The sequence below is a fragment of the Aeribacillus sp. FSL M8-0235 genome (assembly GCF_038000355.1).
In the GTDB taxonomy this organism is placed as follows: domain Bacteria; phylum Bacillota; class Bacilli; order Bacillales; family Aeribacillaceae; genus Aeribacillus; species Aeribacillus composti.
This window is the reverse complement of record NZ_JBBOBW010000001.1, coordinates 3,098,714-3,112,895: the sequence shown is the minus strand read 5'-3', so window position 1 is coordinate 3,112,895 and position 14,182 is coordinate 3,098,714. Positions and strand designations below refer to the sequence as shown.

The window sequence follows — 14,182 nt, the reverse complement described above, 5'->3', positions numbered from 1 at the left end:
ATGGAGTTCCGTCTTTTGCAATATTTTGCAATATTGAGTCAAGAGCTGCATTTTACGAAAGCTGCAGAAAAGCTGGGGATTACGCAACCAACATTAAGCCAGCAAATTCGCCTTCTTGAAAACAGTCTTGATACAGTTCTTTTTCGAAGAATGGGGAAAAAAATTGAATTAACGGAAAGCGGAGAGATTTTACTTGAACATGTGAAAAAAATTTTTTCTGAAATTGATCAAGCAAAAATTAAAATACATGAATTAAAAGGATTGAATCGCGGCCATTTAAAAATCGGATGTGTTGGCAATCATCTTCTTTATTCTTCCTTGCTTACGTTTCACTCACAGTTTCCAAATATAAAACTCTCTGTTTACGATCTAAAAACGGAAGAAACGTTAGAAAAAATAGTCAAGTCTGAGCTCGATATAGGGATTGTCTATTTACCAGTTCATCATCCGCAAGTAGAGGTTATTAAATGGTTTTCATTAGAGTTTTTTGCCATTGTATCCCTTGATCATCCTTTAGCTGAAAAAAATTTAATATATTTGGAAGAGCTTCAATCGTACCCGATCTTTTTATTGCCCGAGCAATATGTTCTTAGACAGACGATCGATTCATTTTGTAATAAAGAAGGCATTAAGTTAAACCCAATTGTGGAATTGTCGGATACGTATTCGTTGTTAAAGATGACGCTTTTACATAACGGAATTACGATCCTGCCAAAGCTTTATGTTGAAAACAGCCCGGAGTTTTCTGTCAAGCTTTTGAAAATTGCAGACGAACTTCCGCGTAAAGAGGTTGCAATTATTTATCGAAAAGGTCTTCTTTCTTCCACTGCCATTCGAACATTTATCCAGCAGCTGACAAGGAGATGACTCATTTTAATTTTTAAATAGGTAAAATATTGGATTTGCTTTCAAAGGAAGGTAGGGATAGAATCTATACGTATACATTTTTTAATAGAGGAGCGAATAACAATTGGATTTATTTTCAGTTGGTATATCTATTTCATCTGACGCCATCATTGCCTTATTAAAAATTATTGCAATCGATATTATTTTATCCGGCGATAACGCAGTTGTAATTGCAATGGCAACGAGAAATCTGCCGAAAGAACAGCAAAACAGAGCTATATTCTGGGGGACTGGAGGTGCGGTCGCATTACGGATTTTGTTTGCATCCGTTATTGTTGTCCTGTTGAAAATCCCATTTGTCAACATTGTCGGCGGATTTTTGCTGCTTTGGATTGCTTATAAAGTTTTGGTAGATGACGGAGAAGCTGCGCATGTCCAATCTCAAAGCAGTCTGCTTAAAGCTATTCAAACGATCATTCTTGCAGATGCCGTCATGAGTTTGGATAATGTGGTTGCAGTAGCAGGTGCGGCACACGGCCATATCGGCATGATTGCGGTTGGAGTTTTGATCAGTATTCCAATTATGATTTTTGGATCAAAAGCGATCGTAAAATTAATGAACAAATTTCAATGGATTGTATATGTTGGATCTGGAATTTTAGCTTGGACCGCCGGTGAGATGATCTTTAAGGATAAACATATTGAACAATGGTTTCACATCCAAAACTTGTGGAGCGAATATTTACTTATCGGAATTATGACATTGATTGTGTTAGCGATCGGTTATGAGAAAAATAAGCGTGCAGAGAAAGAAAATAAATTGCAGCATAGTGCTTAGCAGGCGGCTGTTGAAACGGCGCCTGTTTTTTTATGAAAAGAAATTCCACGTTTTAATAGATTTAGTTATGTCTAAAATTTTTGTTATCGGCAAATATGCACACTTCTGTAAAATGACGGTTTCTTTTGCAACAGCTCTAATTTGCATGTAAATTCGAGAGATCGTTCTTGTGTATAAGCATTCATCGTCCAGAGAAGGTGAGTGCTTTTTTATTTTATCCACAGATATTTCAGACAATTCACAACTTATACACATTATCCATACTGTTTTTGTGGATATTATGTAACTGTTGGAGCTTAAGAAGCTGGATTTTTTCCATAAAATCCTACTATGAATGTGGATAACTATAGTAATTGTTAACAATTTGTGAAATATTTCACAAATATATTGAAGTTAAATTCAGAAAATTATATATTGAAATTGAAGAAGTTAGTGAAATATTTCACAAACTTCTTCGGAAAATAAAAGTGAAAAAACAAACAAAGGAGATGGTTGAAGATGGAATGGCTGAAAGGTCCAAAAATGGCGGTTGTCTGGGCGGCTCTTAGAATTTGGCTCGGTTATCAATGGTTTGTCGCGGGAGTCGAAAAGCTGGGTGGATTTGATGCGACAGGATTTTTAAAAGGGGCGATTGCTAAAGCAACCGGAGAACATCCGGCCGTTCAAGGATGGTATGCAGCGTTCCTTGAAAACTTTGCTCTTCCGAATGTAGAACTTTTTAATTTTATTATTCCAATTGGAGAAGTGTTAGTTGGCATCGGACTGATTTTGGGATTGTTTACAACTCCTGCATTAATTGCTGGTGCGTTTATGAATTTGAATTTTATGTTAGCTGGAACAACAAGCACGAATCCGATTATGTACACTGAAGCAATCATTTTAATGGCAGTAGGCGCAGCTGCGTATTATTGGGGAGCTGATCGGTTTATCCTGCCGTATTTGAGAGATAAATTTACAAACAAAAAATTCAATCAACAAGCAAATGTTTAAATGCAGCAATCATCTTGACTTTTAAAAATTTTTGAAACATAATTTTAAAAAAAGTATATTTTCGGCGTTGAAAGGGGCCAGTAAATAGACTTTAGGCGAAAAAGAGAGTGAAACCCTATGGCTGAAAGGTTTCATCGCTGATAAGCTATTGAACCTACCCCTGGAGCTGTCAGGCTCATAACCTGACCGTATCCTTCGTTACAGGCTAAAGGGAGCACTAAACTAGTGCTAAAAAAGGTGGTACCGCGGATATAGACTCATATTCGTCCTTTTTCGAAAGGATGATATGAGTCTTTTTTATGACTGTCAAGCAATGAAGAGGTGTTTTTTAGTGAGGAAAAAGCGAGTGGTCGTAAAAATAGGAAGCAGTTCTTTAACAGATGACAACGGGGGACTCAGTAAAGAAAAGCTGCACGAGCATGTTGAAGCGATTGCTAAATTGAAGGAAGCAGGGTATGAAGTAATTTTAATTTCGTCAGGAGCGGTATCAGCAGGGTATGGAGATCTTGGATATCCTTCTAGGCCTGTGACAATTAGAGGAAAACAGGCGGCTGCGGCAGTGGGCCAAGGGCTGCTTATCCAGGCTTATACAGAAGCATTTAAAAAATACGGCATTGTATGTGCCCAGCTTTTGATGACAAGGAGCAATTTTCAGCATAAAGAGCAATATCAAAACGCATACGCCACCTTATCGGAGCTTCTAAAGCGGCAAGTGCTCCCGATCATCAATGAAAATGATTCGGTTTCGATTGAGGAATTGACGTTTGGAGACAACGATATGCTGTCAGCTCTTGTGAGCGGATTATTGCATGCCGATTTTCTTATTATTTTGACGGATATTAACGGTTTATATGAAGAAGATCCTACCAAAAATCCGAATGCGAAACGATTTGATTTTTTGCCGGAAGTAACAGATGAATTAATTGAACAAACAGAGGCAACATCCGGTTCGAAAGTTGGAACAGGTGGCATGAAATCAAAGCTCATGGCGGCAAAAACGGCACTTGCCCTCGGTGTATCCGTATTTATCGGGAAAGGTCAAGGAAAAGAGAAATTAATAGAAATTTTAAATGGGAACGGTGACGGAACATATATTGGCAAAAACGATTTAAGTGCTGTTCGTAATTCAAAAGCATGGATTGCTCTTCATTCGATCATATCTGGTGATGTGGAAGTCGATGATGGAGCAGTAGCGGCTATTTTGAAGGAAGGGAAATCGCTCCTTCCTGCTGGCGTTAAGCGTGTCAGCGGCAACTTTCAATCCGGAGACGTGGTGCAAATTTTAAACAAGGAACAAAAGCTGATCGGAAAAGGCATAGTCAATTATTCATCTGAAGAATTAAAAGAAATTATGGGCATGCCGAGTCAAAAAGCGATGGAAATGACAAAGCGCATACATCCTGAAGTGGTTCACCGTGATCAATTTGTAGCGATAACGAGTAAGGAGATGATGATATGAGTGAAGTGTTAACAAAAGGGAAGCTGGCAAAAGAAGCTGCTGCCAAACTGGTTGCAAAGACTACTGAAGAAAAAAACAACGCATTATCAATCATCGCTGAACAATTGCAAAAAGAAACGCCTTATATTTTAAAAGAAAATGAAAATGACATTGAAAATGGGAAAGCGAATGGTTTATCCGACGCTCTAATTGACCGTCTTCTTTTAAACGAAGAACGAATTAACGGAATGATTGAATCGTTAAGACAATTGATTTATTTGCAAGATCCAGTTGGGGAAGTGCTGGAAAGCTGGACTCGTCCGAACGGTTTACAAATCGAAAAAGTTCGGGTGCCGCTCGGAGTTGTTGGGATGATTTACGAAGCCAGACCAAATGTGACAATTGATGCCTCAAGCCTTTGCTTAAAAACAGGGAACGCTGTTCTTCTTCGCGGCAGCTCATCCGCATTGCATTCAAATATGGCGATCGTAAAGGTGATACGAGAGGCGTTAGAAAAAGCGAATTTTCCTGCCGACAGTGTACAGCTTCTGGAAGATACCAGCAGGGAAACGGCAGCGGAAATGTTCAAATTAAATGATTATTTAGATGTGCTAATTCCTCGCGGAGGGAAAAATCTGATTAAAACAGTTGTTAAAAATTCATCTGTCCCTGTGTTAGAAACGGGCGCAGGCAATTGTCATGTGTTTATTGATGAATCAGCAGACAAAAAGATGGCGATTGATATAACTGTAAACGCAAAAACACAAAGACCTTCCGTCTGCAATGCAGCCGAAACTCTTCTCATCCATGAAAATTGGAATAAGGAGTATATTCGCGAGCTCATTGAAAAGCTCGAGGAGAAAAATGTGGAGTTGCGAGTCGATCAAGCATTGTACAATGAATTCCCGCATTTGAAATTAGCGACAGAAGAAGATTGGGAAACGGAATATTTAGATTATACAATGGCAGTGAAACTTGTTTCGAATGTAGATGAAGCAATCGAGCATATTAATCGTTACGGAACAAACCATTCTGAGGCAATTATCACAGAAAATGCCGCAAATGTAGAAAAGTTTTTCAAATTAGTTGATTCCGCAGCTCTTTACCACAACGCATCGACGCGCTTTACAGACGGATTTGAATTTGGGTTTGGCGCAGAAATCGGGATCAGCACGCAAAAGCTCCATGCCAGAGGACCGATGGGACTCCCTGCACTGACTTCTACAAAATATATTATTAAAGGAAGCGGACAGATTAGAGAATAAGAAATGATAAAAAAATGGAAGCAGACATCTTGATTCGTTCGGATGTCTTCTTCCAATTTTTTATGCTTCCTTCAATCTGCTTTCTTCGTCTGTCATGAAACCGTTTCGTTTTGTATACAGTGTGTACATATCCTTTGAAATTTCAAAGATGTTGTATAAGTTTTTGTTTTCAATATGGGGAAGCTGACGAGATTCATCGGCAAGGGAGACATATGGAAGCTTCTGCGCGGCTTTCATGGAACGTTCATTGTCTTTCCGTATTTTCATAAAGATCGTTTGAATTCCAAATTCATAAAAAATCTCTTGAAAAAAAGCGTCCTTAGCAAGCTGATTATATCCTTTACCATGGTACGGCTTGCCGAGCCAAGTTCCGAGAAATCCCGTTTGGTCAAAAATATCATACAAGCTGATTGTTCCAATAGGAGAGCCCCATTCATCCAAAATGGTGCGGGAAATTAATTCCCCTCGTTCCTCTGCTTCAATCAACTGTTTTGTTATAAACATGTATTCTTCAATCGACGTTGCTTTATGACGAACATAAGGGAAGACCTCTGGATGAACCATAAGTTCGAACAACTCTTGACAATCCGCTAGATCACGTTTTTTTAACATGCTCATCCTCCTCTATCAACGAGGGCGGTTACCACGAAATCTAACGGATCCCACCCTCGAAATTTTTATTTATCAAGTAAAAATTTCGGGGTGGGAATCGAACCCACTAGAACCGGTCAAAGACCGGTGGCGCACCATTTGCCTTCCCTTAAAAACAAGTAAATTTAATTGTCAGCATTTCTTCTAGTATCATACTTGATTTCTATGGAAAAGAAAACAAAAATTTTGTAAAAAGATTATTAAGAAAATTTTACTTTTTTCTTACTACTTTAAGAGTTTCTATAAGCAGTGAATAGGGAAAAATTACAATATTTTCTTTGACAATATTTTTTTCCTTTGCTTTGATGCAATAACAGAGAGGACCGCATTTCCTGACTGAAGCAGATTTGCCTGATGCCAGCAAAATATTTAGAAATCATAATAAGAACGGTTGAATTTTGCTTCATAGTTTTATAGCATCAACGGCTAGAAAAGTCAGCAAAATGTTCCTTACAAGCTGAAAAATCTATTGTTACAGTATTCATACACTTTCATGCTTAAAACTTCCATTTATTTATTTTTTCTATGGTACTATAAAAATGAGGTGTCTGTACATGTTTATTGTAAAAATAGAAGTTCAACCTAAAAAGAAAAATCGTTTTAATATTTACGTCGATAGAGGAAACGGTGAAATATTTGCTTTTAGCGTCGGGGAAGATGTTTTAATTAAGCACGGGCTAAGAAAAGGGATGGAGCTTGATGAGCTGGATATAGATGCGATTTTGCACGAGGATCAAATAAAAGCAGCATTCAACAAAGCTTTAACTTTTCTTGGCTATCGAATGAGATCGGAAAAAGAGGTCCGTGACTATCTTGTAAGTCAAGGTATAGATGAGAGGGTTATTGAACGTGTAATGGTTGAGCTTCAATTAAAAAATTATGTAAATGACAAGGAGTTTGCGGAAGCCTTTGTAAGAACGCAAATGAAAACCACTTTGAAAGGGCCCGGCATAATAAAAGCAGAACTGGGACAAAAAGGGATTGAGAACGATTTGATAGAAGCAGCTCTTGATCTTTTCACGAAAGAAAGACAAATAGAAGCAGCGTATAAATTAGCTGAAAAGCAATTGGGAAAAAAAGCGAACATATCTTTGTCGCAGCTAAAGCAAAAAATAGAGCAGGCAATGTTTAGGAAAGGTTTTTCATCCGAAGTGATTCAAGCTGTTTTAGAGATGCTGCCTTTACATGAACGTCATGACCAAGAATGGGAAGCATTATTAATACAAGGCGAAAAAGGGAAAAAAAAGTATTCCCATCTAGATATGTACACATATCGTCAAAAGCTTGCGCAATTTTTATATCGAAAAGGTTTTTCGCAAGAACTTATTCAGCAATATTTGCAAAAACACTTAGAGAAAAGCGAGGAATAGGAAATGGAAAAACGGTACAGTGAAATGACGGAATACGAGCTAAAAAATGAAATTGCCCGATTAAAAGAAAAAGCGCGCAAAGCGGAACAGCATGGAATGATCAACGAATATGCTGTTCTGGAAAGGAAAATTGCTATGGCAAAAGCATATATGTTGAATCCTGACGATTTTCCGCCAGGTGAGACGTATGAAATCGATGGATCTCCTGGTGAATATTTCAAAGTTGAATATTTAAAAGGAGTTTTCGCTTGGGGGTATCGATTATCATCGCCTTTAAAGGAGGAAGCACTGCCGATATCGATGTTGATTAAAAAAAGTAATATAAATGAGAAATAAGTTGAGAACGAAAAATGAAGGAAGTTGGGGAAAAGAGTGGCCGCTGATTTCTTTCAATCGTTTTTTTCTTCCTGTTCGTGGCTATGCTTCCTCGCGCCTAACTTTGCATTATGGTTATCAAACTGAATACTCTCTCAATTGACCTTGAAAGGATACGGATTTCGTTTTTAGCTTGAAATCTTTTGTAAACAAATAGTATCGAAAAAATAAGTAAAATAATGGAAAATCGTTTACTCAAGCAATGTTGAAACTAAATATTTTCTTTATTAAATTTAATCGAGGAAATCATAGTTGAGTTTTGAATCTAGGCGATTATTTTTAAAAATTAAAAAAGGTCTGTATAAACAAGATCATGCCAAATAATGGCATGATCTCGTATTATTTATTTATGAACGTTTTCGCATTTCGTTTTCCAAAATGATTAAGCTTTGGGTTTGCTGGGTTTCCCCGTTTACTTGACGGAATGAATGTTTCGGTTTTCCCCAAGCTCCTAAAAATTCGTTTTTCTGCTTTTTTGATAAGGATGATCGGTTTGTGTCCATTTGTAAACACCTCTTGAAAGGTCAATGGTTATGAAAAATTTTTATCCCGTTCTCCTGAAGCTTTCATCCTCTCTTGAGGGTGTGTGTTAATGGTTCCGTTCGCACGACGTGACGCGAATTCCGCTTTAGCACGTGGCTCACCGTCAAATTTTTCATGCTGCGGAAATCCTTTTGCTTTATTGCGCATCGCAGATCCTCCAAGGAGAAAAAAATTTGCGCTATTGGACGCGCATAAATAGTATTTGCTTATTAGAAGCCAATATAAAAGAAAATTAAGGAAATGTCATAATCAATCAATTAGCGGTTTAAGTTTTTTCTTCATTCTTTTTTTACTGAAAATCCAACCTGTGTACGAACGAACAATGTTGAGGTCTTTATCGAGCTGTGCAACTGCTACAAAGGGATAATGACCTTTGCTGAAATAACGCAAGTCAATCAAACGGATTTCGGTATAATCAAGCTGCTCTTTTATTTGCCAATGGAAAACAGGGGAAAAATGCAAAAATGCTGAAATATTCCGGTCTTTTTTTGCGGCTTCCATTGCAGGGTGATTCGGCAGCTCTTTGCGCTCAAATTGGTCGACGATTTGAATTTCGGTAAAATTTGAATATGCAACGTAATAATGTTCTTTTGTCACAATGACGAGCTGCCACTTGCGGAATTTCATTGTTGGGTTAAATATGACGTTTTCAACATTTTTCCATCTGTTTAAGATTTTTTTCTTAATCGATCTTTGCATTAGAAGTCTAACGACATAATATAAAGCGATTATGCAATAAATAATTAAAAAGGTATAGCCCCCATGGGCGCCGGAAAGCCAAATGCCAATGCCGACAATATGAGCGATGAAGATAAACGAATCAAACGTATTAATTGTGCCCAGCGCAATCCACTTTTCAGAAAAAGGTCTGAGAGCTTGAGTGCCGTAGCCGTTGAAAATGTCGACAACAACATGAAGAACAACAGCTAATAACGTCCAAATCCATACATGGATGAGGCTGCTGCTTGGCATAATAAAATGAATTGCGCCAGTGATCAACAGCGACCATAATAAAACTGCGGGAATTGAATGAGTTATTCCGCGATGATTTTTTAAATAAGCTGCATTATTTTTAAATTTAAGAACCGTATCAAGATCTGGTGCTTGTGAACCGATAATCGTGCCAACAAGAACTGCCTCGCTTGTCAGAAAGGAACCGCCGACAGCCGGATCCAAAGTTGCTAAGCCTCCCAATGCGATTCCCATGACGAAATGTGTACCTGTATCCAAAGCCATCCTCCTTAGCTGAAAAAACAATCGTTATGATGATATTTGAATTTTTTCCATTGAACGCAAAAAACATAAATTCATTTTTTCTTTCATGCCAAAAAAAAATAATGTACGATAAATTCATAAGTTCTTTTTAGTGTAACATATTTTGAAGTGCATAATGGAGGAAATATTGAAAAATGGGTCAATCACTGCAAAAAATTGAGAATTTCGATATTAAAACATTTCAGGAGGACCTGATCGGCTGGTATATACGGGAAAAAAGAGATTTGCCCTGGAGAAAGGACCAAGATCCATACAAAGTATGGGTATCTGAAATAATGCTTCAGCAAACACGGGTGGAAACGGTTATACCGTACTTTAACAATTTTATTAAAAAATTCCCGAATGTTGAGGCGCTGGCAAATGCGGATGAAGAAGAGGTTTTAAAGGCATGGGAAGGCCTAGGCTATTATTCGCGCGCCCGAAATTTGCACAGTGCAGTGAAAGAGGTGGCAGCAAAATACGGAGGAAAACTTCCGGATGACCCGAAGCAGCTTGGAAAATTAAAAGGAATTGGGCCTTATACAAAAGGAGCAATATTAAGCATTGCTTATAACAAGCCTGAGCCTGCTGTTGACGGCAATGTGATGAGAGTGCTGTCAAGAATTTTACTGATTGAAGAAGATATAGCAAAGCCAAAAACAAGAAGAATATTTGAAGAAGCGGCTGCAAATCTTATTTCAAAAAAACGTCCTTCCGATTTTAATCAAGCATTAATGGAATTGGGAGCAATGGTTTGTACGCCGACTTCTCCGTCCTGTTTGCTTTGTCCTGTACAGGAGCATTGTCTTGCCTTTTCAGAAGGATTACAGGAAAAGCTGCCAGTAAAAACACGAAGCAAATCAACAAAGCAAGTTTCGATTGCTTGCGCGGTTTTAGTGCAAAACAACGATTTATATATTCATAAAAGACCTGACACAGGACTGCTTGCGAATTTGTGGGAATTTCCAAATTGCGAAGTTCGCACAAACAGAATTCCTAAAAGGATATATCTAGAAAATTTTTTGCGGGAAGAATACGGTGTTGAAGCGGAATTAAGCGAGCTAAAAGGAACGATTCAGCATGTTTTTTCCCATTTGACATGGAATATTAATGTTTATTTCGGCAAAGTTTGTAGCGATGAATCAATGAAAGAGCTTGAAAAAGTTTTCATCAAGGATATTGATCGATATGCTTTTCCTGTACCTCATCAAAAAATATTTGCTCTTTATAAGGAAAAAGCTGGCATACAAGTGGAGCCGTAATTCCATTGGGAAGTGAATGAAAATGCAATCGGCATGTACCGATTGCATCCATTATGCCTCTAAAAATTGGTTTAATCAGTATTTGTTAATACCGCCGCGCGCTTCAATTTCTTCTATAATTTCACGGTGAATAGTATGACCTTCTATATTCAGGTAAGGCATAATTTGTTGAAAGGCGCGGTGATAATGCTGAAGCTCTTCACTGCTCCAAGCTTGCTTCGAGATCATGGAGAGCTCTGTCATATCACGTATAGGCAATTTACAAAAACTCCTTTTTATATGTTTTTCTATATCTATTCTTTGTTACGATAGAAATAACTATTCAATACATAAGGAGATGTAAAATATGAATGAAAAAGTAGCGCTTGTCACAGGATCTTCAAGAGGAATCGGCAAAGCTATTGCCTTGAGGCTTGCTGAAAAAGGGTATCACATCGTCATTAATTATGCTCGCAGCAAATCGAAAGCGATCGAAACCGCGGAAGAAATTGAACGTCTTGGTGTGAAAACGCTTGTGGTGAAGGCAAACGTCGGAAAACCAGAAAAAATAAAGGAAATGTTTGCAGAAATTGACAAAACGTTTGGACGGCTTGATATTTTAGTAAACAATGCAGCATCTGGAGTTTTACGCCCTCTAATGGAAATTGAAGAATCCCATTGGGATTGGACGATGGATATTAATGCAAAAGCACTTCTTTTTTGTGCGCAGGAAGCAGCAAAATTGATGGAAAAACACGGCGGCGGACACATCGTGAGCATCAGCTCTTTAGGGTCTATTCGCTATTTAAAAAATTACACGACAGTAGGGGTTTCTAAAGCAGCTCTTGAAGCTTTAACTAGATATTTAGCAGTTGAATTAGCACCGAAAAATATTGTAGTAAATGCGGTTTCCGGCGCAGCTGTCGATACGGATGCATTGACACATTTTCCGAACAGGGAGGAAATTTTAAACGAAGCAAAAGAAAAGACTCCGGCTGGAAGAATGATTGAAAAAGAGGATATCGTAAATGCAGTTGAATTTTTGCTCTCTGAAAAAGCTTTCATGATAAGAGGGCAAACTTTGATCGTAGATGGAGGCATTTCCTTATTGCTGTAACTGCAAATTTTTTTGGATAAGTTTTTTCTCTCCTGGACATGATATATGACGTGGAGGTGAAAAATGATGGCAAAACAACAGCAAAACAAAACAAATGCTCAACAAGTGAGAAAGCAAAACCAACAATCAGCTCAAGGATTTGGAACAGAATTTGCTGCTGAAACAGATGCACAACAAGTAAGACAACAAAATCAACAATCTGAACAAAATAAACAACAAAATTCTTAACTATTAATTTTGAATGTTTCTTTTAAAAGAGCCAGGCAAAAAGCGGAGAACGTTTCAGCTCTCCGCTTTCTTTCATTAAAGGAAAAAAACATAGATGATGATCGCCAAAATGATCCGATAAATAGCAAATGGTGTAAGTTTAATGCGGTTGATCAACTGCAAAAAGAATCTTATGGCCAAAAGCGCGAAAATAAACGCACTGATGAATCCGGCGATAAAAAACGGCAGGACGTCGATCGTGAAATGCTCCCAATTTTTAATAAGAGAAAGACCGCTCGCCCCCGCCATTATCGGCACAGCCATAATAAACGTAAAATCGGAAGCTGCACGATGGCTTAAACCGGCTAAAACCCCGCCGGAAATCGTTGAACCGGAACGCGAAAAACCAGGCCAAAGGGAAATGCATTGGATGAGGCCGATGGTTAGCGCTTGTTTGTATGTAATTTGATCAACCGTTTCTGCTTTCGGTTTTCTTGGACCAAATAGGTCTGCTGCAATCATTAATAATGCCCCTAACACAAGGCCGACTAATACGCTATGAGCGGAAAACAAGTACGTATCAATATAGTCTTCAAATAAAAAACCTAAGACGGCAGCAGGAAGAAGTCCTGTGATGACAAGGCCAAGCGTTAATCTTTGACCGTTTTGATGCTGCATTTTCTTAATCTGTAATAAATCGAAAAAGCGATCTTTAAATACGATCACCGCTGCTAGTATTGATCCAAGCTGAATGACGACTTTAAAAGAGTTGGCGACAGGCTCTGAATATATTTCTTTAGATTTTAGAAGAATGTCATCAACAAGAATCATATGTCCAGTAGAAGAAACAGGGGCAAATTCCGTTAACCCTTCAACAATGCCTAAAATGACTGCTGTGATGATTTCCCACACGATATAGTAACTTCCTTTCTCTCAAAAAAAATCAAAGTTTGTAATGATTCAATCTTGTCAGATTGTACATAATGAATGAATGGAGAGTCAATAATAATTTTGACCTAAGCGTTCATACGACAAAACTTCTTAATTGTCTACATAACTTGTCAAAGGAATCAAGTGAAATAGTTAGAATATGTATCCATAAACATTTTATTAGGGAGGGATTCATTTGAATACATATAACCGCTTTGATCTGCTAGTTGGCGAACAGCTTGAAACGATGGATAAGCTTGTATCGCTTCAATCTAAAATAGAGCATTATCAACAAATGGAATTGGAATTTTTGAGACAAAATGATGATAAGAAATTGCGTTCTGTGCAAAAAGAAATTGAAAAAATGAAAAATGAGTTGATAGACATTCAAAAAACGTTTGAAAAGCAAACGGAAGAAGTTATTAAAATGTACCAAATCGAAATGTATGACTCGAGTCAGCCATTTTAGCGGCATGGCTCTTTTATTTTCTTTTTGAATATCAAACGTTATAATAAAGAAAAATGATTTTTTCGGATTTGAAGTGAACTGTTCATTAGAAAGTAGGGAACAAAATGGCGCTGCCAAAGGAAGGAGATATCATTCAAATACACAGTTATAAACATAATGGATGCATTCATCGTGTTTGGGAGGAAACGACCGTTTTAAAAGGATCGCAAAACTGTATTATTGGCGGCAACGATCGAACAACGGTTACCGAAGCTGACGGCAGAACTTGGATTACAAGGGAGCCGGCGATTTGTTATTTTCATGCACGTCATTGGTTTAATGTAATTGGAATGATTCGTGGTGACGGCATTTATTATTATTGCAACATCAGTTCTCCTTTTGTTTGGGATAATGAGGCATTAAAGTATATTGATTATGATTTGGATATTAAAGTGTTCCCGGATATGACCTATACACTGTTAGATGAAGATGAATATGAACGGCATAAGAAATCAATGAAATATCCGCAAGTCATTGACCGTATCTTAAAGAATAATGTGAACAAATTAATTTATTGGATACGCGGTAGAAAAGGTCCGTTTTCCCCTGAATTTATCGATCAGTGGTATGAAAGATATTTAACATATTTATGATGGAAAAGTCTGTTGG

At 37.7% G+C, this 14,182-nt stretch carries 17 protein-coding genes, 1 pseudogene and 1 other annotated feature; of the genes and pseudogenes, 12 read left to right on the top strand and 6 right to left on the bottom strand.

Going from position 1 to position 14,182, the window contains the following annotated elements:
* From NSQ71_RS15275 to NSQ71_RS15255, 5 genes are all read left to right on the top strand, one after another.
* Positions 1 to 867 (top strand): LysR family transcriptional regulator, encoded by an 867-nt coding sequence (locus NSQ71_RS15275; RefSeq protein ID WP_063386271.1) that lies wholly within the window; start codon positions 1 to 3, stop codon positions 865 to 867.
* Positions 868 to 991: 124 nt separating this feature from the next.
* Positions 992 to 1,684: a TerC family protein gene (locus NSQ71_RS15270; protein ID WP_445684711.1), complete on the top strand. Its 693-nt coding sequence runs from the start codon at positions 992 to 994 to the stop codon at positions 1,682 to 1,684.
* A gap of 498 nt (positions 1,685 to 2,182) precedes the next feature.
* The gene (locus NSQ71_RS15265; RefSeq protein ID WP_066247308.1) at positions 2,183 to 2,674 is read left to right on the top strand and encodes a DoxX family protein; all 492 of its coding nucleotides are present in this window, start codon (positions 2,183 to 2,185) and stop codon (positions 2,672 to 2,674) included.
* Positions 2,675 to 2,732: 58 nt separating this feature from the next.
* Positions 2,733 to 2,948 (top strand) — a binding site (T-box leader).
* A 57-nt stretch (positions 2,949 to 3,005) separates the two neighbouring features.
* Entirely contained in the window at positions 3,006 to 4,133 is a 1,128-nt protein-coding gene (gene proB, locus NSQ71_RS15260) for a glutamate 5-kinase (RefSeq protein WP_063386269.1), read from the top strand.
* Positions 4,130 to 5,377, top strand: a complete 1,248-nt coding sequence (locus NSQ71_RS15255) for a glutamate-5-semialdehyde dehydrogenase (protein WP_339193282.1) — start codon at positions 4,130 to 4,132, stop codon at positions 5,375 to 5,377. Before proB ends, NSQ71_RS15255 begins: the two co-directional genes overlap by 4 nt.
* A 60-nt stretch (positions 5,378 to 5,437) precedes the next feature.
* Here NSQ71_RS15255 and NSQ71_RS15250 read toward each other — a convergent pair whose 3' ends face one another.
* Positions 5,438 to 5,989, bottom strand: a complete 552-nt coding sequence (locus NSQ71_RS15250; RefSeq protein WP_063386267.1) for a GNAT family N-acetyltransferase — start codon at positions 5,987 to 5,989, stop codon at positions 5,438 to 5,440.
* Positions 5,990 to 6,582: 593 nt separating this feature from the next.
* Between NSQ71_RS15250 and recX the strand changes: the two genes are divergently transcribed.
* Together recX and NSQ71_RS15240 are read left to right on the top strand one after the other, a co-directional pair.
* Entirely contained in the window at positions 6,583 to 7,398 is an 816-nt protein-coding gene (gene recX / locus NSQ71_RS15245) for a recombination regulator RecX (protein WP_094244552.1), read from the top strand.
* A gap of 3 nt (positions 7,399 to 7,401) precedes the next feature.
* Entirely contained in the window at positions 7,402 to 7,734 is a 333-nt protein-coding gene (locus tag NSQ71_RS15240) for a YfhH family protein (RefSeq protein ID WP_340734168.1), read from the top strand.
* 386 nt (positions 7,735 to 8,120) lie between these two features.
* Here NSQ71_RS15240 and NSQ71_RS15235 read toward each other — a convergent pair whose 3' ends face one another.
* From NSQ71_RS15235 to NSQ71_RS15225, 3 genes are all read right to left on the bottom strand, one after another.
* Positions 8,121 to 8,276, bottom strand: coding sequence for a YpzG family protein (locus NSQ71_RS15235; protein WP_082829369.1), 156 nt, complete (start codon positions 8,274 to 8,276; stop codon positions 8,121 to 8,123).
* Between the two features lie 28 nt (positions 8,277 to 8,304).
* Positions 8,305 to 8,463, bottom strand: a complete 159-nt coding sequence (locus tag NSQ71_RS15230) for a small, acid-soluble spore protein K (protein ID WP_066247293.1) — start codon at positions 8,461 to 8,463, stop codon at positions 8,305 to 8,307.
* A gap of 102 nt (positions 8,464 to 8,565) precedes the next feature.
* Positions 8,566 to 9,546, bottom strand: a complete 981-nt coding sequence (locus NSQ71_RS15225) for a metal-dependent hydrolase (protein ID WP_066247291.1) — start codon at positions 9,544 to 9,546, stop codon at positions 8,566 to 8,568.
* A gap of 179 nt (positions 9,547 to 9,725) precedes the next feature.
* On the opposite strand from NSQ71_RS15225, the gene mutY reads away from it, so the two are divergent.
* Positions 9,726 to 10,832, top strand: a complete 1,107-nt coding sequence (gene mutY, locus NSQ71_RS15220; protein WP_339197288.1) for an A/G-specific adenine glycosylase — start codon at positions 9,726 to 9,728, stop codon at positions 10,830 to 10,832.
* A 75-nt stretch (positions 10,833 to 10,907) separates the two neighbouring features.
* Here mutY and NSQ71_RS15215 read toward each other — a convergent pair whose 3' ends face one another.
* The gene (locus tag NSQ71_RS15215; RefSeq protein ID WP_340734438.1) at positions 10,908 to 11,075 is read right to left on the bottom strand and encodes a cytosolic protein; all 168 of its coding nucleotides are present in this window, start codon (positions 11,073 to 11,075) and stop codon (positions 10,908 to 10,910) included.
* Positions 11,076 to 11,178: 103 nt separating this feature from the next.
* Between NSQ71_RS15215 and fabL the strand changes: the two genes are divergently transcribed.
* A complete protein-coding gene (gene fabL / locus NSQ71_RS15210) occupies positions 11,179 to 11,928 on the top strand; it encodes an enoyl-[acyl-carrier-protein] reductase FabL (protein ID WP_063386261.1) in 750 nt (249 codons plus the stop codon).
* Between the two features lie 84 nt (positions 11,929 to 12,012).
* Positions 12,013 to 12,156: pseudogene (locus NSQ71_RS15205) on the top strand (gamma-type small acid-soluble spore protein); the annotation flags it as partial.
* A gap of 75 nt (positions 12,157 to 12,231) precedes the next feature.
* On the opposite strand, the gene NSQ71_RS15200 reads toward NSQ71_RS15205, so the two are convergent.
* Positions 12,232 to 13,047, bottom strand: a complete 816-nt coding sequence (locus tag NSQ71_RS15200) for an undecaprenyl-diphosphate phosphatase (protein WP_144598206.1) — start codon at positions 13,045 to 13,047, stop codon at positions 12,232 to 12,234.
* A 214-nt stretch (positions 13,048 to 13,261) separates the two neighbouring features.
* Between NSQ71_RS15200 and NSQ71_RS15195 the strand changes: the two genes are divergently transcribed.
* Positions 13,262 to 13,534 (top strand): YgaB family protein, encoded by a 273-nt coding sequence (locus tag NSQ71_RS15195; RefSeq protein ID WP_232515610.1) that lies wholly within the window; start codon positions 13,262 to 13,264, stop codon positions 13,532 to 13,534.
* Between the two features lie 104 nt (positions 13,535 to 13,638).
* Positions 13,639 to 14,166: a nucleoside tri-diphosphate phosphatase gene (gene ntdP / locus NSQ71_RS15190; protein ID WP_063386259.1), complete on the top strand. Its 528-nt coding sequence runs from the start codon at positions 13,639 to 13,641 to the stop codon at positions 14,164 to 14,166.
* The last annotated feature ends 16 nt before the right edge of the window (positions 14,167 to 14,182 follow it).